The organism is Rivihabitans pingtungensis (assembly GCF_003201855.1).
GTDB classification, from domain to species: domain Bacteria; phylum Pseudomonadota; class Gammaproteobacteria; order Burkholderiales; family Aquaspirillaceae; genus Rivihabitans; species Rivihabitans pingtungensis.
Genome location: NZ_QJKI01000008.1, coordinates 14,092 through 32,308 on the forward strand (window position 1 = coordinate 14,092; position 18,217 = coordinate 32,308).

The following is an 18,217-nucleotide window of genomic DNA, read 5'->3' on the forward strand; positions in this document are numbered from 1 at the left end:
TAACTGATGCACCGGCAACCCGGACTCCGGGTCAAACCGCATGAACTGGATGCGCACGCCCAGGGCGCGCAGCCCCTGCACAACGCCATCCGACATGCGGCCGGTAATGGATGCCCTCATTTTTGGCTCCCTTCGAACACCCAGCATTTGACGGTGCTGGGCAATTTGCGGCCGTGGACGCCGATGTTGACGTTGTGCCGCGCGTGGATCGCGCTGTTGACTGCGCGATTTTTGTCAATCAATTTATGTCGTTTGGATGTTGGCAGAATGCGCTTCAGGTCAGTCAGTGATGGGATCACCTGTTTGCGCTCGGCCGCCAACTGGGCAAAATGGTTGAGGTTGATGGCAATCAGCCCTGTATCCCGGCTGTGGTTGAGCATTGCATCGCAGTCCGCGTCGTCGCCCCCGTCCAGGTAGTCGTAAACCTCCCAGAACAGCTCCACCATCGGATGATCGCGGCGCAGTGACTGCTCGCGCGCCAGCGCCATGTCCACCAGTGCAGATTTGGCCTCATCAATTTGCTGGGACGTGATTGGCAACAGCCCCTCCAGCGCGTCCACCATCACCATCAGCTGGGCATGGTTTTTTTGGATGCGCAGGTTGCGGCTGCCGGCCTGGGCGATGGCCCGCTCGTAGCCGCGCAGCCGGCTCTCCATCAGCTGCAGGATGGATGCCTCGGCCATGGCCGTTTTCAGCAGGAACCCGCTGACATCCCTGGCTGACATGCGGCTCAATTCCAGCGCGGCCTCGCGGCCGGACTCGGTCTGGTTAGATTTATCCAGCCAGATGTGAATGATCCGCTCCATGATCGCCGGGCTTGCAGCCACCGGCGCGTTCTGACTGATGATCAGCGATGCGCGAAATTGGGGTTCGTATGTATCGTTTCCAGCGGATTTAACGCCGGATGTGCGCAATGACCCACCGTTGTACAGCGATTTCAGGCTGTCCCAGTCAAACTGGGTTTTCGGGCGCCCGCGCGTGCCATCGCTGTCGTCCTCGCGGTCCGACTCAATCAGCACCACCGGTAAATTAGATACCTGGGCCATCGATCGCATAAACCCGACCGTGGTGCCTTTCATGGGGTCGAAACCCTCGTACTGCTCGCGGCCGAAGAGTTTCCAGAGGAACTCGATCAGCGTCGACTTGCCCGCGCCAGGCTCGCCCACCAGCTCAACAAACGGCAGGCTCTCAAACCGCTCGCGCACCTGCTCAGCCACCATGCTCGCCACAAACGTCGCCAGCATCAGCGTGCCGCGCGCGCCGTAGCAGGTGTGCAGGCGTGGCCACCAGTCCTGTGGTGAGTATTTTTTCAGGTCGTGATTGATGTGCAGGCGCAGCGATTTTTGCAGCGATTTGATCGCCAGTTTGCCGGCCTCGAAAAAATCCTCGTCGTTTTGCGGGACGACCTTGCCGTCCACCACCGCCACGTCGTTGTAGACATACGCGCGGTGCTCCAGGCTATAGCCGCTGTAATCGATGGTCTGCACCACGCGGATGCCCTCCACCCAGCGCGACAGCAGTTTGTCCAGCTGCGTGGCATTGCCCGTCCAGATCGCCCCTGCCGCCAGGTGCAGGATCCGTTTTTTGAACTCCGCCGGCGCGGCCAACTGGCCCGCAGTGAATGTGCCTTTTACCGCCATACCATCATGTGGAAATCTCAGGCGAAAGTAATACCAACTCTCGTCGGTGATCTCATTGCGCATGTAATAGAGTGGCTCAGGCATGCAATTGCAGATCTCCGTCACCGTCTGGCTCTCGGCCAGTGCGCGCTCGATCAGCTCCTGCTCTGGCATGTCGGGGTAGTCATCGCGCAGCGTATCGCGCGATTTTCCGTAGCGCTCCAGGTCGAGTTTGAACCAGTACATCCGGTTGTCGTGGTCGAACGAAAACGACTGCCAGCCATTGCGGCTGTACATCAGCGCCGATTTTGCCGCCGGGGTCGGAGCAATCAGCAGCGACCCCAGGTAGAGGTAGTCCTGCCGCTCATCCTCGCCCAGCGCATCAGCTATCCACAGGTCATTCCAGTCGCGTTTTTTGGCGCCGCCGGCGCGCGGTTGCGCAGCACCGCACACCCAGCCCGCATCGCGTGCTCGGGCTGAGAATTTGCGAGTAAACCCCTTGCCGGCCTGGTCACCGTCGTAGGCCCAGATCAGTTTCGGGCGCGGCACATTGTTGTCCGCGCATTGCTCGGCCAGCGCAGACAACGCCAGCTCGGGGTAGTTGTTGCAGCTCAGCGTGCTGACCGCAGGTTGGCCCGCATGCAACAGCGCGATAGCGTCAAAAATCCCCTCGACAATCCACAGCTCGGTATGGCCTAGCAGAGACAGCGACGGAGGCTGCCACCAGGTTCCGCCATAATCGCCCCTGAACGTCGCCTTGCGTTTGCCAAACCGCCAGGGTTTATCGATGATCCGCTCCCAGTAGCCAATGCCCGGCAGCTCAAACCGCACGGTGGTCGAGCCGAGTTGCAGCTCAGGGTTGTAATAGCTGTCCTGGGTATACCATCCGGCAATTTTTTCCAGGTCAAACCCGCGCATTTCGCGCAGGTAGGCATCAGCCGTGGCATTGGGGTTTTCAGGCACTTTTGGGAATCTGGCGCTCCAGTCCTCAAACAGGTCTGCGTATACATCACGGATGTGCAGCTCGGCGCCACATTTGTTCATGCGGCCGCAGCGAGCCACCCATGGTTTTGCGTGCGAGATATACAGCTCGGTCTGCCCGCAGCTCGGGCATTTGCCGTGCGTCATCCACTGCCCGCTGTTGCGCGGGGCGCGGAACAGATAGTCCCGTTCCAGGCGCTGGATGATCTGTTGTCTGAGCTGCTCGTTCATGGTGGTCTCGAATTTCGGGCAAAACGGGTCCTGCGGCCCTGCAAAACAGGGTCGTCAGGTCATCGGTTGTGGGGTGTTGGCTGGCTAGGCTGGCGAGGTTTTCCAGCCGCCATCCGCTGTGCGGCGGTATACCGTCTGGCTAGTTTCACTCGGCGGATCATCCAGCAGATCCAGCTGGCCACCTGGCGCTGGGGCCCGTCGTGGCGTAAACGGCAGGCTCACCTCAGGGTTGGGGATCGCCGCCGGCGACAGCGTGCGCACGGCCTCGGTCATGGTCACAAACACATGACCGCAAAACTCGTTGCGGCACACCCATGTGGTTTCGCGCAGCGTGGGGGTGATCTGCCGCGAGGTGCGGGCCATCGCTGGCCGGGAGCAGTGCGGGCAGTGGGTGCCGTGTGCGCTCATGGTTTGGGCTCCTGCTGCGTGGTGAACACCTGCAGCGAGAGCTGCAACATGCGGGTTACCTGGCTGCAGATGTTCAGGCGTAGCTGTTCCAGCCGGGCGATTTCGCGGCCATCCAGCACGCCATCGGCGGTGGATTCGGTCCACTCGCGGGACAGCCGGCCCACCTCGTCCACCAGCTGCATGTACACCGCCATGATCTCCTCCACGCCCTGATCCTGCCCGGTTGGGATCGGCACAAACACCCCGCCCGCATCCGCCGCAATCGCCTCGGCAAACAGCGTGGTGCCGCTGTTGGCCTGCATCTGCCGCGCCTGGTGCACAGTGATCTCCTGGCCACGGCGCTCGTACACGCGGTTTTCCAGGGCATCCAGCGTCATCCCCAGGCTGGCCGCCATCGTGGCCCAGCCGCCAGGCATGGCGCGGCACATCTGCTGGTATGAGGTGCGGATGGTGTCCATGTCAGTGGCTCTCACCGGATTTGAGTATTTCCGTGGGTTTCGCCAGGCTGGCGCCGCGCAGGAAAATGGTTCTGGCCATGGATGACAGTGATTGGCCAGCCTCATGTGCCAGCGACTCAAGTTCATCCCGTTCGGCGGGCATCAGCCGCAGGTAGATAGGTTTGCGAGCAACGCCACGAGGCGCGCGTGATATCGGTTTGTGCATTATTATGTCCGTGTATTGTGCGGCACTAACGACATTATCTACACGATTGTAGGTTTTTGCAAGTGAAAGTTTATGAACGTGGATTTTTTTGAACGGCTGATTGCTGAGCGCAAACGACTCGGTTGGCGACAGATTGATATGGCTGAGGCGGGAGGGGTGGCATCAAGTACCTACTCCAACTATGAAAAGGCGGGGGGGCGTATGCCTGACGCCAACGTGCTCATGACCTGGGCGACAAATGGTGTGGATGTGCAGTACCTGCTGACTGGTCTCCCAGAAACAGGGTCGCTGACCAACGCTGAATCGAATCTGCTCTCACTGTTCAGGGCGCTGGACGAACGCGGCCAGGGCGCGGTGTTGGGTACGCTGTATGGCTACAACAACCCAGAGGCAGCCATTGCAGTGACGATTGGCAACGTCCACGCCGTCAACAGCGTCGTGAATATTTCCGGGGTCAACAAACTATGATGGTCGATGTCATCATCGGAACTGTGTTCTGGGTGGTGGTCATCGCCTGGTATTTGCGCCGGCGGCGGCGCAAATCAGCCCATGTCCAGCCGTCTTCTACTGCATCTACCTCACCATCACCCAACAACCCCGAATCAGCACTGCACCCGGTGGCCATCTTGCGCGAGCAACTGCGCCAGCACTGTAGAAGCATACTGGCTGATGGCTTGGTGGAAGAAGATGAACTGGTAGAGCTGCACGCCTGGTTGAGCGCCCAGCCAGCGCTGGATGCCGAACCCAGCGTTCGCCGCCTGTCCGCCCAGCTGGGCGACGCCCTGGCCAAGGGCGCACTGAGCACCGGCCAGCGCCAGTCCATCGAGGACCAGCTGCAAAACCTGGCCGGCATCCGTCTGCCGGTTCGCACCCATGCCGTCCGCCCGGCCAGCCGGACAGCACTGCCCTACCTCGAAGGCCGTCAGCTCGACACCGTGCGCTTTGCCTACATCGACGCCACCGGCGAATACTCTGATCGCCGGGTGGTGGTTCGCCAGCTGGATGGCCTGTGTTTTCAGGGGCTATGCCTGAGCAGACGGGCCACCCGCACCTTCAGGCTGGACCGCGTGCAGGGCGACATCACCTCGGAAATCAGCGGTGAAGTGCAGGAACCCTGGGCCTGGGCGCGTGACCTGGCCAAACCCAAATCAAAACCAGCCCCAGGCAAGCCGGCCCCGCAAACCACCCCAGCGCCCGCCCCGGCAGCAGAGCTGGTGGGCGAAGTGCTGTTCACCGGCTTTGCCCGCGCCGAGCGCGACGCGCTGGAACAACTGGCCGACGCGCATCGCTGGCGCGTGCGCAAGTCCATCACCAAAAACCTGACCGTGCTGGTGGCTGGGCCCCGTGCGGGAGAGGCCAAGCTCGCCCAGGCGCGGGCAGCGGGGGTGCAGGTGATGGATAGGGGGGCATTCGAGCTGCTGTGCAAATGAAAAGCGCCGCAGGCCAAGGTAGCCAGCGGCGCGGTTAACCCACTCACCCGGCAGGCGTCAGAACAGCACGCCGTTCATCTCCTCCGTCACCGTCGCCAGCTTCTTGTGCAACGGCTCCAGCAGATTGCGCAGCGCCGCGCAGCTGGGCCCGCTCACTTCGGCTCCACCGACAAAATCATGATGCCGCCCAGCGCCGGCAGAATCTGCAACTTGATCTTGCGGCCATCCCGGCTTTTCAGCACCGGTGCGGGGTCGTTGCGGTTTTTGTTGATGTTTTTAGCCAGCTGCTTGACCGCCGCCACCAGCCACTTGCCAGGGTTATCGGCATCGCCGCGCCAGGCCGGGAATGTATTGGCCAGCGTCACCGTAGCCGTCATGTACGACAGCATTGCCGCCTGATTGTCGTCAGCGGGCATGCCGAACATCAGCGACCAGCGCGACACATTGCGCGCCGGGCCAATCACCTCCAGCGTGGAAATTTTCGACAGTGTGACCATCTCCCGTGCCTCACCTGTAGCCAGCCGCGAATCCTCGCGTTTTTGCGGCTGCAAGCCATCAATCAGCTGCATGGTGGTGATGCCCAGCCCCTGGCTGGCTGGGGCGGTGGCGGGGGGGCTGGTGGCCGCGTGGGTGGGCATGGACAACGGCAGCAACAGGCAGCACAGCAACGGGGCAAAGGACGGTATGCGCATGGTGGGATCCGGCTTGAGTGGGTGGAAAGCCCTGATGGTACACCATCGCACGGAAAAGGATTTCTTGAGGAGGCTTGCAAAATCCTCTGCATGGTCTACAAATAAAAGCCCCGATGCAGCCAGGCGCAGTAGATGGCTGCATCGGGACTCGCTGCATTGTTACATAAAACTGCTGGTGTCTGGTTTTGCTGGTGGCAATGCAATCAATTGATTGATTTTTAAGGAAATGTTTCATGCTAAAACCTATTAGCTATGATCGCAAGAACCAGGTTGTAACCTATGAAGTGTTCAGTAAAGTCGACGATGCAAGCAGGTTTGTCATCCAAGATCAGACGTTTGATCGCCAAGACAAGGTTTCAAACCGTCAACCGCATCAGTACACGTTCCCCTCGATTGCGTTAGAGCCTGGCGAGATTGTTAAGGTACACCTGACTGAAGAGGGGTCTTATGACTCCTACTGGGAGGGCAGGGTGTTTACCTATGAGCTGTTTGCTGGCTTTGCGAAAAACGCCATCAACCGCAATGGTGATACGGTTACGCTGTTGTACAAGTTTAATTCGGTTAATTTGCCGCCAACTCCATGATCTGCCCCCTGGCCACCAGCGTAACCCTCTGGCGGCCCTCTTGCCGATGAACTATGCCCTGCCCTGCCGCAGGGCATTTTCATTTCCTCTTGCAGCAACCAGGGCAAACATAGCCACTGTTGCGTTTCACCCTGACGGCCTTGTCATCGTACAGCGCCGCCATATCCATGTCTTTCACATTGGTGATGGCCATGCCGCCCAGGCCATGCTGCGTCAACCACTGGCGAACCACCGGCAGCTGGGCCGGGTCGCCAGCGCGGGCGGTAAACAGCCTCACCTCGCGCCCAGCCGCCAGCCATTCCTGCACGCGCACCAGCATGGGCCGTATCGGTGCGCCAATCGCGCCAGCGTAATAGCTCTGGTACTCGGCCAGCGTGCCATCCAGGTCAACGCCTATCCATCCCTTCATTTCTTGCCCCTTTTGTTGTTACCAATTTCCAACTCCAATTTGCACCGCAACCCCCCATCGTCCAGCTCAAACTGCAATTCCGCCACCAGCCAGGTTCGGTCAATCTGAGGTTTGCCCCAGCCGCGCAGCGTCACCGACACCTCGGCGGTCATCGTCGGGTCGGCCACCGCCATCGCGTAGCTCATGGTGGCGTTGCCGCGCTGGATTTTGCGCAGCTCGGCATCAGCCGCCTGCTGTGCAGCCTGTTTGCTGGGATAGGTGTGGCGCATCACCTGCACATTGTCGCTGGCCTCGCCGGCGTCGTCAGCATGCTCGCTGGCGTCGTCCTGGCCACGATCGCTGCCGGCCAGCACCGTGCCGCGCTCGGCGCGCTGCACATCGTGATAGCTGGCGCGCACGCCGGCATAGTGGTCACGGTCGGCGGATTTGTAGTCGTGGGCGTCGCCGGCGGCGCGGGTCAGCGTCAGCTGCGGCATGGCTGCGCCGCTGGCGGTGGTGGATTCGCCAGCCGGGGCCAGCAGCAGCCGGCCGTGTTTGACGGTCATGATTGCGTCGTGCTGGCGGGCCAGCCGGGACAGCAGATTGATGTCGCTCTCGTCCGCCTGATCGACATGCGGGATGTCAATGCGGGCCAGGCTGGCGTTGATCACCGGGGTCAGTTTGTGGCGCTGAGCGATTGCGCGGGCAATCGCGCCCAGCGTGGTGCGGTGCCACGATTTTTCGCGTTTGGTCGACAACCCCTTGCGCAGGTCGGCGGCGCGGCATTTGATGCTCAGTTTATCCGGTGGGCCAGAGTGGCTAACCTCGTCCACCGTGTAGCTGCCACGGTCCACCAGCCCGCTGTGCTGATAGCCCAGCCACAGCGAGACTTTGGCCCCTTTCGGCGGGATGGCCAGCGCGCCATCGTGGTCGGATAGCTCCAGCGTCAGCTCGTCTGCGTCGCCGCCTCGTTTGTCGGTGAGCGTCAATTTGATCAGCCGGCTGCGCTGGCCGTCGCCACCAGCGATTTTCGGGGTGATGTCCTGGCCGTCCACCACCAGCCGGTAGATGGGGATGGGGTAGCTGCTCTCGGCAGTCATGGTTGGTCGTCCACCCGTTTGAGTGTGAGCGAGAAATCAATCTCCAGCGGCGTGCCATCGGACAGCATGCTGGCGCGTTTTTCGGTGAGTTTTTCCAGCACATACCAGCCCCACACCCGGCCGTTGCCGTCGATCAACACCTGCGGCGCGCCGGTGTCGGCCACCTCGCGTAGGGTGTCCAGGCTGTTGATGTCTGCGCCCAGCTCGGGGTAGAGCTGGCCTGGCAGGGTGATAGTTTCCTCGTCCTGCCCGGTGTACTGGTGGGCCGGGCGGTCGCCCACGCGGGATTGGCTGGCGTGTCGCCAGCCCTGCTCGCGGCTCAGCTCGTTCGGGGCGATGGTCGTGCGCCAGTCAAACACAAAATCGCCCCAGCTCATCAGTGGCATATCAGTCCCTGTCGTGCAGCGCGGCGCGGGTGTCGCGGGCGGTTTGTTGCATCATGCGCTGGGTGGCGCTGGCGGCCGCCTGGCCGGTGGCCTGGGCGTCTGCGCCGGGCGGCGCGTTGACGGTTACGCTGACATTCTGGGTGACCGTGGCATTGCCGGCGCCAGCAGCGCGCAGCGGGGTTTGAGCAGGCAGTGGAGATTTGCGCGCCATCCGGTCGGCGTCGGACATGTCGGCGTTGAGCGCGGATTGCTGCTGCCAGACGCTGCCAAATGCGTTTGCCGCCGCGCCCAGGGCGCCAGACCAATTGCCGGCCGAGATCTCGTTGTATGCCGCGATGACGGATTTGATCGTGGCCCAGAGCGTTTTCAGCGGGGTCAGGGCCAAATCAAAACTCAGCGCCAGGATCTGGCCAAATTGCACACCCATGCTGGCGGCGGCGCCCAGCTCGCTGGATGTTGAGTTGAGCCCGCCCAGCAGCTCGCCAACCCAGCTCACACCACGGCTCACGTAGTCCAGCATCTCGCCAAACATTGGGTTGCTGGTGCGCAGCCCCGCCACCAGGCCATCAAATGCCCCACCAAAAAATGCAGCAATCGTGTCCCAGTAGCGGTACAGCACCAGGCCGATAGCGACGATGCCGGCAATGCCGGCGATGATCCAGCCAATCGGAGTTGCCATCAACGCCGCGCCAAACCCCACCACCGCGCTGGTCAATGCCGGGAACGACCCGGCGGCCAGCATCAGCAGCCTGGCTGCCAGCGATCCGCTGCCCGCCGCCAACATGCCAAACCCGGCGTTGACGATCAGCATCGGCCCCATCAGCGCGGCCAGCGCCACCATCAGCGCGCCGCCAATGGCCAGCACGATGGCCAGGCCGCCGGCCACGGTCATCAGCGTGCCGGCCAGCCGGGGGTTTTCGGCAGACCATTTTTGTAGCCGGTCGCTGACGTCGGAGATCCATTGCGTGAGTGATTTCACCTGCGGCGCGATGGCCTCGCCGAGTTTCACCAGAAACCCGGTAAACGCCCCACCAGCGGCGTCCCACAGGTTTTTCAGGGTGCCCAGCTGGGCGCCTACACGCTCCTGCAGCGACGCCTGCTGGGCGAGTTTTTCGCGCATTTGTGATATGCCGGCATTGCCGGATTTCATCATAGCATTTAATGCCTCGGCGACTTCTTTATCTGTGCCGAAAATCTTTTCTACAACAGCTTTTCTTTTTTGGTCAGACAGATTCTGGATTTTCATCAGCTCATCAACCATATGGTTAATGCCTGCAAAATTCCCTTTGTTGTCCACAAAATTGAATTTAACGCCGGTGCCGTCTAATTCGGCATTGGCTTTTGCCACTTTTTTGGCGTCTACCGACCCCCGGATGATTTTGTTATAGGCATTGCCAGCACTGCCGGCATCCATCCCGGCTGCGTCGGTAATCGCCAGCAGCGGCGCAAGTTCTTTTACCGCGTCCAGTCCCTGTTTGCGCACGTAGGCCAGCGATGGCCCCATCGCCTTAAACCCCTCCTGAATATCGGTAATTTTCATGCCGACATTATATAGGCGCTGCATTTGGTCAGCAGCAGATACCATATCCGAATCCGCCACACCCATTGCATCCTGAAATACCGAAATGGCCTCGGCGGATTCAGCGAACGAAACTTTTGTCAGCACAGCCAGTTTTGCCGTGGCCTCGCCCGCCCCGCCCAATACCGTTTTGGCATCAAGCCCTTTTTGGATCAAAACCCGCATCATGTCCTGAAATTCAGCCGTGGTGCCGGGCAGCGTCGCGCCGAGTTTTTCCGCCAGTGCCACCACCTGGCCGTACTCAGCCTGCACCGAGCCGCCAGCAGTCATCATCGCCACGCGCAGCTGGGTGGCGCTGTCCTCGGCCTCGGCAAACGCGGAGATTGGCGCCAGCACCGCCGCGCCCACTGCCGCGCCGCCGGCCATCATCCCCGCGCCAGCGCCGGCCATGTTGGCGCGCAGCGCCTGGCCGCGCTGATACTGCGCCTGCACGGCGGCCAATTGTTTGGTGCGGGCAGCGGCAGCGGCCAGCGCGGCCTCCTGCCGTTGCAGCTCGGCAGTGGCCTGTTCGGTTTTGCTGGTCAGCGCCGCCTCGTGCGCGGCGAGTTTTTGCACCGATCCGCCTGCCGCCTCGATGGCCTCTCGTGCCTGTTTGGCAGCGTCGATCTGTTTGCGTTGTTTGGCCGTGAGTTTTTCGACGGCGATTTCGGCCTGTTTGAGTTTGCCCGCCAGCTCGGCGCTGGCTCCGCCTGATGCCTGGGCCTCGGCGCGCAGCGCGGCCAGTTTTTGCCGGGCGTCGCGCAATGCCGTGCCAGTCTGTTTGCTGGCTGCAGTCATCTCGCGGAACGTATTGACTGCGCCCTGCTGGCGCTCCAGCTCGCGCAATGCGGTTTTGGCGTCGCGCACCTGTCGTGACAGCGCCGCCGTGCCGCCCTGCAGGGCGCGGATGGGGGCTGTTGCTTTGTCAACGGCGGCCATGATGATTTCGAGGCGCAGGCGAGCATCAGACATGTATTTGTCGATCCAGTGCTGATAGTGTGCCGGGATTATCACGCGCGCGCGCGGCGGGAAAAACTGCCTGATGGTGTAGCCAGATGAGCAACAAAAACGCCCCTGTCTCAGGGGCGTTTGCGTAGGTGGCTGGTCAGGCGTCTGGCGGCTGCACGCGCACCCTGGCTCGTTCGCGCCAGGCGATCAGGTCATCCAGCGTCCACTCGCTCAGGTACGCGATTGGCGGCCAGCCAAACGCCACGGCGATGTCCGCCAGATAATCATCCACGCTCAGCCCGGCAGGCTCTCGCGCTGCGCCCGCGTCAGAAAAAAATTGCTGATCCCGGCGCACAGCGCCAGCAGGTCGGCCGGGTCCAGCGCGGCGATTTCGCCGGCGGTCAGCGTCGGAGATGAGATGCGCGGCAGCAGTTTGCTGATGCTGTCAACGTCCATCTGCACCAGCGAGCCCAGGCTCAGGCCGCGCAGGGTTTGCACGCTGGGTTTGCGCAGCGTGATGCTGCTGATGGTCTGATCGCCGCGCTGGATCGGCGTTTCCAGCGTATGCTGGAATGCGTTCTGGGTGTCCATATTGGTTTCCATGCTGAGGCGCTCCTGATGTTATCGGTTACAGGCCAATGTTTTTGCGGCGCTGGGCCAGGCGGTCAACACCATCCACGATTTCGATGTAATGGATAAAATCCATCTCCAGAAAGGTATTGCCCTGCAGGCTGATTTTGATATAGGTCAACGGCATTTTGAATTCAGTTTCCGTGTCGTCGCCCGCTTTCATTTTGCCCCAGTCCACCTCGCTGAACCGGCCGCGCACGATGATTTCCATGCCGATTTCCTCGCCAGTTTCGTCGGACTGGATGGAGCCAGCGAGGCGCAGCATGATGCCGTCTGCTGTGGGTACGGCATATTTGCGCACGGTGGCCCAGACATAGCCACCGGCTTTCAGACTGATTTCCAGTTTTTTATTGCCCAGGTCAATCGAGACCGGGCCATTCATGCCGTTGGCGCGATAGTCTTTCATCTCGCGCTCGAGTTTTGGCGGGGTGACCTCGGTAAACATGCCCAGCCACATTTCCCCGTCGCCAAAAACATTAAAATCTTTGAGTTTATGCGGGATGGCCATATTACGCTCCAGCCGCGACGCGAGCGGCAAAATCCATCAGATAGGTGTCGGTGATGCGCTGTTGCAGGGTCAGCGTATGCAGCGGCGGCACCGGGGTGTAATCGTAATCCACCACCAGTTTGCCGATTTTCAAGTCATTCACCGTGTTGACGCTCTCGTCATACCAGGCGCTGCCGCCGAGCAGATACGGGTCTGGCCCGCTGCTCCAGCTGCGGAGTTTGGCGTTGATGCCCTCAACCATGTCGCGCACCAGCGTGGGGTGCAGTGGCTGGGCCAGCGCCCACATGTGCGCCTCGGCCATGGTGTCGCGCAGGATTTGCGCGCTGCGGGTGTAGTTCTCGAACGGGTAGAGCCCGCTGTCGTCCAGCGTGTAGCCGCCCCAAAATTTGATGCCGCCGTGGCGCACCAGGGTGGTGATTTGATGACTGTTGAGATAGTTGGTCTCGGATGACGGCTCCTGCAGATCAAAAAACACAGGCTGGCTGATGCCGGTCGCGCCCTGCACCAGCACGTTGCTGAGGGTTTTGTGCCAGCCCCGGTCGTTGTCGATCTGCGCACGCAGGCCCACGGCGCGTGCGGTGGCGTAGCCGGCCAGCTCGGCGTTGGCCTGGGTGTCCCAGCTGACAAAATCCGGGTAAATCAGCATGGCCTCGCGGCCGCCGAGTTGATCGCGGTAGGCGACGGCCTGCTCGCTGGTTTCGCAGCCCCAGCAGCTGAGGTAACAAAACGCGTGCAGTTTTTTGGCCAGGGCAATCAGCTCGGTGGCCACCGGCAGCGGGTCCAGCTGCGGCGCGGCCAGGATGCGCGGGGTGACGCCCAGCAGCGCCTGCGCGTCCAGCAGTGCCTGCAGCCCGGTGCGCCGGCCATTGGCGGCCACGCCACCGATGGTATTGCTGACGGTCTCGGCCTCGGTGTCGCCCTGGGCGATGCGCACAACGATGACCATTGCGCGGGCCTGGTCGGTGATCGCGTCCAGGGTGCGGGCCAGGGTGCCGGTCTGGCCCGCCTTGGCCATGCCGGCGTAGGCATCAGTCAGCAGCACCGGGGTGTTGAGCGGGAATTTGACGGGATCGGCGTCGGGCGCAGTGCAGACCACGCCGATGACGGCAGTCTGGATGGTGCGGATCGGGCGCTGGCCACCGGCCAGCTCGACCACGCGCACGCCATGCAGGAAATCAGAATCGGCCATGCTGGCCTCCTATTAGATAGTGGAGTCCAGCATGGCATACGCGCGCGCGCGCTGCGCGGCGGGTTACTGTAGCCGCGTCAGCTACGCGGCGGCGTGACATCAACCGCCATCAGCGCCTCAGCTGTCCCCGCCTCCGCCAGCGCCCATTCCGTGCGCTGGCCCCAGGCCACCAGCGCGCCGGCGGCCGCGGTGTAGCGCGCAGCAGCTGCCAGCACTCGCTCGGCCAGGTTTCGCGGGGTTTCGTCGCGGCCGCGCTGGGCGGCCATCAGCGTCAGCAGCGGGCACGGCGGCAGGCTGTCGCCGTCGGTGTCTGGCGGGGATGCAGTCAGGGCCAGCGCCTCGGCCAGCTGGGTTGGCCAGGTGGCCTGCTCGAGCGTGCTGACGCCGGCGCCCAGGGCGACATGTGCGGCGTTGAGGGCGTCAACGAGGGCGGCGCGTCGCTGCTGGCGCAGCAGCTCAATATCCGGCGGCACAAAACCCGCCGTCGCATCCCAGCTCCAGCCGTGAGTGACCAGGCCCGTCAGGGTGTCGGGGATGGCATGCCAGACCCAGTTGGGCGGATAGAGCCCTGCTGGGTTGACGTCGCTGGTTTGACGTACGCGGCCGTCGATAATCAGTGCCCAACTCATTGCGCGTTCTCCTGTAGCAGTTTGATGCGGATATAGCCCGCCCGGCCTGGCATGCCATATCGATTCCCCGCCGGGTTTTTTGATCCCCCTGCGCCGCCAGCGCCGTAGCTCTGCTGACCAAAGCCGCCACCACCACCGCCACCGCCACCGCCGCCTTGACTGCCGCCCGAATATTCGCGCGTGCCTGCAGTGTTATCAGAGCTCGCCTGCGCATGAACGACAGCAGGGTCTATCAGCGAGTAGTATCCGGGACCCGCGCCGCGACCAACGTGGCTCGACACATTGTCACGTTTAACACCATCGCTGCCGTTGCTACCGCCCAGCGTGCCCGCCTCGCCGTGATACCCTGCACCTGCTGCATCTGCGCCTGTCCCGCCGCCGCCCCCACCGCCAGATGCTCCGTCCCCACCAGACAATGCAGTGCCTGGCAGCCCGCCCAGCGCACTGATGATCCCGCCCAGCGCTGTTGACTCACCAGGCCCGCCTGGATTAGCTGCGTAACTCTCTCCGTTCCAGGTGCCGATTTGAGTCGATGCAGATCCGCCACGCCCGACGATATATGCAATCGGCCCATGAGCAGCGCCCAGCTGCGCAATTGCGCGCGCTGCGTAGCCCGAGCCACCGCCGTTTCCGCCGGGGCCGTAATTACGGCCGTCAACTGTGCTTCCTGCCCCGCCCGCCCCGACAACGACGATCTCGTAGTCGCCATCAACCGGCGGCGTCCAGCTGCTGATGCCCGGCGCGGTAAATTCCCAGACAGCGGCACAGGCCAACGGCTGCGTGATCCAGTGCGTGGACTGACCGCTCGCGCCGTGCTGGCGCGCGCGCAGCGTGTAGTTGTGCATCGGCTGCATGGTCTGCGCCGGCAACGTAATCGAAAGCAGATGCGTGCTGTCAGCAAGCCGTTGCCACACCGGCGCGCCGGCGGTGTCGAGCAGCTCCCAGTCCGTGCTGGCGTGGGTCGTTTCCGGGATAGCAAACTGGTTGAGCGCGATGTTGACGCTCTCGCTGGCCCATGCCGGCGCCACCGGCGCGACAAATTTCAGCACTGGAGCAGCCATGGTGGTAAAGCTGGCGCTGGCCACAGCGCTATGCCAGCCGTCGCTGTAGTCCAGCTGTACGCGCACGGTGTATTGCGCGCCGTAGCTCAGTGTGTCTGCTGGCACGGATACAGATTGCAGGCTGTCCTCGCTGGCCAGCGCCCACACGATCTCGCCGGCGACATCGCGCAGCACCCAGTCCGTGCGCACATGCACGGCGCATGGCACGACTGCCGGCACGATTGACAGCGTGGGCATGGCGCTCACGCCGCCGGCGCCTGGCTGCGGGCTGATGATGGTTGGGGCGGGGTGGGTGATTGCGTCAACCAGCGTGATTTTGTGGTACGTGCTGGAGCTGTTGTTGCCAAGATCATCCCAGGCGAGCACCTGCATGGTGTACTGCGCACCGAGCTCACCATCAAGCGTCAGCGCCAGCTCGGCGCGGTCGTTAATCGCTGGGAGTTTGTGGGTTTTGCCGTCGATACTGACAGCAAATTCTGCGATTTTGCCGCCCATCAGCCGGGTTTGCCCGGTAATACCAAAGTGCGTCGTGCGGCCAGGCACGGCCTCAGCGCCTTGCACTTGGGGGGCCGGCATGACACTGCCTGCGCCCCAGTCGGCATGCAACGAGATGCTCTCGCAGGTCAGGCTGGCAGTGGCCAGCACGCGCAGCGCGGCAAACTCGCCGTTTGGCTGGGCGGTGTACACATAGTCGAGCAGGCCGGGTCGGCCTGGCACGGGCAGCGCTCGATCCAGCACTGCGTCGGTGTAATCGCTAACGGACAGAGTCGGGTCGATGTGCTCGCCCCAGCGCAGACTGACCGCAGGTGCGGCAGTGGTGGTGGCGCGGATGATGACGCGGATTTTGTTCGCATCGCGGTGCAGGCGCACGGTGTCGCTGTGATATGTCTGGCCAGCCTGCGCGGTGGCCTGGCCAGCTGCGATCAGCCAGTTGGTGCGCGACAGGGTGGCGGTCGGGTAGGTGTGCTGGATGTCGCCCACCAGGCGCCGCCGGCCCAGCTCGAGATTGCTGCGCAGGCGCACCAGCTCGCTGTGCTCGCTGCTAAACAGCACATAGTCGCCGTCCTGCAGGGTGTCGGCGTGCTCGGACAAGTCCAGGCTGTCGTCGCCGGCGACCACGCCGACAACGCGCACGGCGTTGTCCCGGCGCAGCCGGAATTGATCCGTCCAACCCTCGACCAACACGCGCGGCGCGCCATGCTCCAGCACCGCGCCCAGCGCAGTGGCAAACGGGGTCAGATAGGTATTGACGATGCCGCCGGAGCGGACGTCGAGCGATGCATACGCGCCGTCAGCGACCTGCTGCATCAGCGCATTGAGATCGATGATGCTGATGTCCAGGCCGAGCTCGCCGGTGTCAGTGCTGGCCCAGGCCCAGGGCATTTCTACCAGCATGCCGGGGATGCGCGGCATGCCGCCGATGATTTCGCCGATTGCCGCTGGTGTGCCGTCGGCATAGAGCAGGGCAACCCAGTTGACTACATCTGCGGCGGTCGGCGCCGGGAAGCCGGCGCTGCCGCTGATGATGTCAGCGTCGTGCTTGGCGATGGCCAGCTGGACTGCTTGGCCGATTTGCGCGGCCGCAATGCTGGCCGCGCTGGCGGTGGCCGGGTCCGGCACGACGCCAGCGCCCAGCACCATGCGCGATAGCACGGGCGCGGGCGCGGCGACGGCGAGGGCGGCGTTGATCAGTGCGCGGCCGGCGGCAGTAGTTTTGAGAGTAATCATTGGTTATGCCCATATAGCTGGATGGCAAACAACGCCGGGGGGGCTCCGGCGCTGGCGATGACAGACACGCGCCAGCACGCGGCTGTGGTTGCTGGCACGGCGATGCGTTGAGTGGCGGTGAGGCTGCCGACGTCGTGCGTCAGCAGCGGCGTCCAGGGTCCGGCGGGGGCGTCAGCATGGTCCAGGCCGATGATGTCTGGCCGGGCGTCTGTGCTGGGCGCGGTGATGTCCACGGCGTGCAACTGCACCGGCACATCAAATGCAATGGTGGCGACATCCCACATCGCGAGCCCGCCGCCAAACCAGATGTTGCCGTCCGGCAGGCACAGCTCGGCGATCGGGTCGCCGTCGCCAGCGGCGGCGCTGATGCTGCCGCCGGGCCAGCTGTTGCTGACGCTGAGGTCCAGCGGCGGCAGCAGCGGCTGCAATGCCATGTCGATTCCCAGCCCGCGCGCCAGCAGCCGCACATCTGCGCCCATCTGGGCGATTGCGCTGAGCAGCGACTGCATCATGATCAGGCCGCGTCGCGGGCGGCGATGTACGCCGCCTCGAAATCCACGTCGGCCAGGCCGATGTTGGCGCGTGCCTGTGCCTGCTGCGCGGCAGTCAGGGTCTGGGGCTCGTCAAAACGCACGCTGCCATTGGCCAGCTGCGCGACAACGTCAAACGCGTCGCGGTCGTCGTTGATGCGGGTGACCAGCTCGTTCAGGGTGTCCAGCGCCTGCGGCGCACCGTCGCGGATGGCGCTCAGGGCATCGTCGGTGGCCTCGCTGCGCGCCTGGGCAATGGCAGCGGCGAGCAGCGTCTGGATTTTGGCGACGCTGTAGGTTTTGTCGGTGCTGTCGACGGCGGCCAGGTCGTTGATCAGGCTCTGCACGGCGGGCAGCGCGGCGAGCGCGTCGCGCAGGGATTTGATGTCGACGCCCAGGCGGGTGGCGAGGGCGACGATGCGGGCGTTGGTGTCAGACATGGTCATGCTCCTGAGTTGGGTTGTTGCGCGGCAATGTAGGCGGCCTCGACGTCGCCGACCTCATACTGCGGGTGCGGCGCCAGGGCGGCCTGGTGTTGAGCGATGGCGAATGCCATCAGCTCGGAAACGGTTACCCGGCAGGTTTTGCCGTTTTGGCTGATTGCGATCAGCTCGGAGCCAGTAATCTGGTTGGCGGGCGGCAAATCGGCATGCCGCCGGCCTGGGCGGGGGATTGTGGTGTCGCTCATAGCTCGATTGCGCCTCCGTCGTCAGTCAGTAGCGGCCCGCCGTCATCGGTCAGCAGGATCGGACGCCAGGCGTCAAATTTGGCCGGTTGCCCCAGCCGGGTGACCAGCGCCACGCCGATGCCGTAGCGGGCTGCAACCTGCAGCGTTGCCGCTGCCGGCGCGGCGGCGTGGTAGCGCACTCGCACGCCAGCCGCGCCGCCTGTGCTGTGCGCAGCGCGCAGCGCGCGGCGCAGGCTGACTGCTGACCAAGTGCGCCAGCTGTCTGG

22 protein-coding genes are annotated in these 18,217 nt (G+C 63.2%); 4 read left to right on the forward strand and 18 right to left on the reverse strand.

Annotated elements, in window-relative coordinates:
* Positions 1-116: 116 nt before the first annotated feature.
* From DFR34_RS07775 to DFR34_RS07785, 3 genes are all read right to left on the reverse strand, one after another.
* Complete coding sequence (locus DFR34_RS07775; RefSeq protein WP_110390589.1) at positions 117-2,831, reverse strand: toprim domain-containing protein; 2,715 nt, start codon at positions 2,829-2,831, stop codon at positions 117-119.
* Between the two features lie 84 nt (positions 2,832-2,915).
* Positions 2,916-3,239: an Ogr/Delta-like zinc finger protein gene (locus DFR34_RS07780; RefSeq protein ID WP_110390590.1), complete on the reverse strand. Its 324-nt coding sequence runs from the start codon at positions 3,237-3,239 to the stop codon at positions 2,916-2,918.
* Positions 3,236-3,697 carry a YmfL family putative regulatory protein gene (locus DFR34_RS07785; protein ID WP_110390591.1) on the reverse strand — a complete coding sequence of 154 codons (462 nt, stop codon included), beginning with the start codon at positions 3,695-3,697 and terminating at the stop codon, positions 3,236-3,238. Before DFR34_RS07785 ends, DFR34_RS07780 begins: the two co-directional genes overlap by 4 nt.
* Positions 3,698-3,974: 277 nt before the next feature.
* Here DFR34_RS07785 and DFR34_RS07795 point away from each other — a divergent pair, with 277 nt between their 5' ends.
* Both DFR34_RS07795 and DFR34_RS07800 read left to right on the forward strand, forming a co-directional pair.
* On the forward strand, positions 3,975-4,370 hold the full coding sequence (locus tag DFR34_RS07795) for a helix-turn-helix domain-containing protein (protein WP_110390593.1): 396 nt from the start codon (positions 3,975-3,977) through the stop codon (positions 4,368-4,370).
* Entirely contained in the window at positions 4,367-5,332 is a 966-nt protein-coding gene (locus tag DFR34_RS07800) for a hypothetical protein (protein WP_146215081.1), read from the forward strand. The genes DFR34_RS07795 and DFR34_RS07800 overlap by 4 nt, the downstream gene beginning before the upstream one ends.
* Positions 5,333-5,484: 152 nt before the next feature.
* On the opposite strand, the gene DFR34_RS07805 is transcribed toward DFR34_RS07800, so the two are convergent.
* The gene (locus DFR34_RS07805) at positions 5,485-6,024 is read right to left on the reverse strand and encodes a hypothetical protein (RefSeq protein ID WP_110390595.1); all 540 of its coding nucleotides are present in this window, start codon (positions 6,022-6,024) and stop codon (positions 5,485-5,487) included.
* A 233-nt stretch (positions 6,025-6,257) separates the two neighbouring features.
* Between DFR34_RS07805 and DFR34_RS07810 the strand changes: the two genes are divergently transcribed.
* Positions 6,258-6,608: a hypothetical protein gene (locus DFR34_RS07810; RefSeq protein WP_110390596.1), complete on the forward strand. Its 351-nt coding sequence runs from the start codon at positions 6,258-6,260 to the stop codon at positions 6,606-6,608.
* A gap of 79 nt (positions 6,609-6,687) precedes the next feature.
* Here DFR34_RS07810 and DFR34_RS07815 read toward each other — a convergent pair whose 3' ends face one another.
* The 4 genes from DFR34_RS07815 to DFR34_RS07830 are packed head-to-tail and all read right to left on the reverse strand — an operon-like array spanning position 6,688 to position 10,451.
* Positions 6,688-7,017: a hypothetical protein gene (locus DFR34_RS07815; RefSeq protein ID WP_110390597.1), complete on the reverse strand. Its 330-nt coding sequence runs from the start codon at positions 7,015-7,017 to the stop codon at positions 6,688-6,690.
* Positions 7,014-8,096 (reverse strand): contractile injection system protein, VgrG/Pvc8 family, encoded by a 1,083-nt coding sequence (locus DFR34_RS07820; RefSeq protein ID WP_110390598.1) that lies wholly within the window; start codon positions 8,094-8,096, stop codon positions 7,014-7,016. Before DFR34_RS07820 ends, DFR34_RS07815 begins: the two co-directional genes overlap by 4 nt.
* Positions 8,093-8,473 (reverse strand): phage tail protein, encoded by a 381-nt coding sequence (locus tag DFR34_RS07825; RefSeq protein ID WP_211309333.1) that lies wholly within the window; start codon positions 8,471-8,473, stop codon positions 8,093-8,095. The genes DFR34_RS07820 and DFR34_RS07825 overlap by 4 nt, the downstream gene beginning before the upstream one ends.
* Positions 8,474-8,483: 10 nt before the next feature.
* Positions 8,484-10,451: a phage tail tape measure protein gene (locus DFR34_RS07830; protein ID WP_308418007.1), complete on the reverse strand. Its 1,968-nt coding sequence runs from the start codon at positions 10,449-10,451 to the stop codon at positions 8,484-8,486.
* Between the two features lie 51 nt (positions 10,452-10,502).
* On the opposite strand from DFR34_RS07830, the gene DFR34_RS17555 reads away from it, so the two are divergent.
* The gene (locus tag DFR34_RS17555) at positions 10,503-10,754 is read left to right on the forward strand and encodes a hypothetical protein (RefSeq protein WP_245906845.1); all 252 of its coding nucleotides are present in this window, start codon (positions 10,503-10,505) and stop codon (positions 10,752-10,754) included.
* A gap of 391 nt (positions 10,755-11,145) precedes the next feature.
* Here the strand turns inward: DFR34_RS17555 and DFR34_RS07835 are convergent, their stop codons facing one another.
* From DFR34_RS07835 to DFR34_RS17100, 10 genes are all read right to left on the reverse strand, one after another.
* Positions 11,146-11,280: a GpE family phage tail protein gene (locus DFR34_RS07835; protein WP_245906839.1), complete on the reverse strand. Its 135-nt coding sequence runs from the start codon at positions 11,278-11,280 to the stop codon at positions 11,146-11,148.
* 2 nt (positions 11,281-11,282) lie between these two features.
* Positions 11,283-11,591 (reverse strand): phage tail assembly protein, encoded by a 309-nt coding sequence (locus tag DFR34_RS07840; RefSeq protein WP_110390601.1) that lies wholly within the window; start codon positions 11,589-11,591, stop codon positions 11,283-11,285.
* A gap of 25 nt (positions 11,592-11,616) precedes the next feature.
* Entirely contained in the window at positions 11,617-12,126 is a 510-nt protein-coding gene (locus DFR34_RS07845) for a phage major tail tube protein (RefSeq protein WP_110390602.1), read from the reverse strand.
* A 1-nt stretch (position 12,127) separates the two neighbouring features.
* Positions 12,128-13,315 (reverse strand): phage tail sheath protein, encoded by a 1,188-nt coding sequence (locus tag DFR34_RS07850; RefSeq protein ID WP_110390603.1) that lies wholly within the window; start codon positions 13,313-13,315, stop codon positions 12,128-12,130.
* Positions 13,316-13,392: 77 nt separating this feature from the next.
* Positions 13,393-13,944: a hypothetical protein gene (locus DFR34_RS07855; RefSeq protein WP_110390604.1), complete on the reverse strand. Its 552-nt coding sequence runs from the start codon at positions 13,942-13,944 to the stop codon at positions 13,393-13,395.
* Complete coding sequence (locus DFR34_RS07860; RefSeq protein ID WP_110390605.1) at positions 13,941-16,733, reverse strand: glycine-rich domain-containing protein; 2,793 nt, start codon at positions 16,731-16,733, stop codon at positions 13,941-13,943. The genes DFR34_RS07855 and DFR34_RS07860 overlap by 4 nt, the downstream gene beginning before the upstream one ends.
* A complete protein-coding gene (locus tag DFR34_RS07865; RefSeq protein WP_110390606.1) occupies positions 16,730-17,245 on the reverse strand; it encodes a hypothetical protein in 516 nt (171 codons plus the stop codon). The genes DFR34_RS07860 and DFR34_RS07865 overlap by 4 nt, the downstream gene beginning before the upstream one ends.
* Before the next feature lie 2 nt (positions 17,246-17,247).
* On the reverse strand, positions 17,248-17,703 hold the full coding sequence (locus DFR34_RS07870; protein WP_146215083.1) for a hypothetical protein: 456 nt from the start codon (positions 17,701-17,703) through the stop codon (positions 17,248-17,250).
* A 2-nt stretch (positions 17,704-17,705) separates the two neighbouring features.
* On the reverse strand, positions 17,706-17,951 hold the full coding sequence (locus DFR34_RS07875; RefSeq protein WP_110390608.1) for a hypothetical protein: 246 nt from the start codon (positions 17,949-17,951) through the stop codon (positions 17,706-17,708).
* A partial coding sequence (locus DFR34_RS17100; RefSeq protein WP_158281765.1) for a hypothetical protein occupies positions 17,948-18,217 on the reverse strand: 270 nt, incomplete at its 5' end. The genes DFR34_RS07875 and DFR34_RS17100, both read right to left, overlap by 4 nt.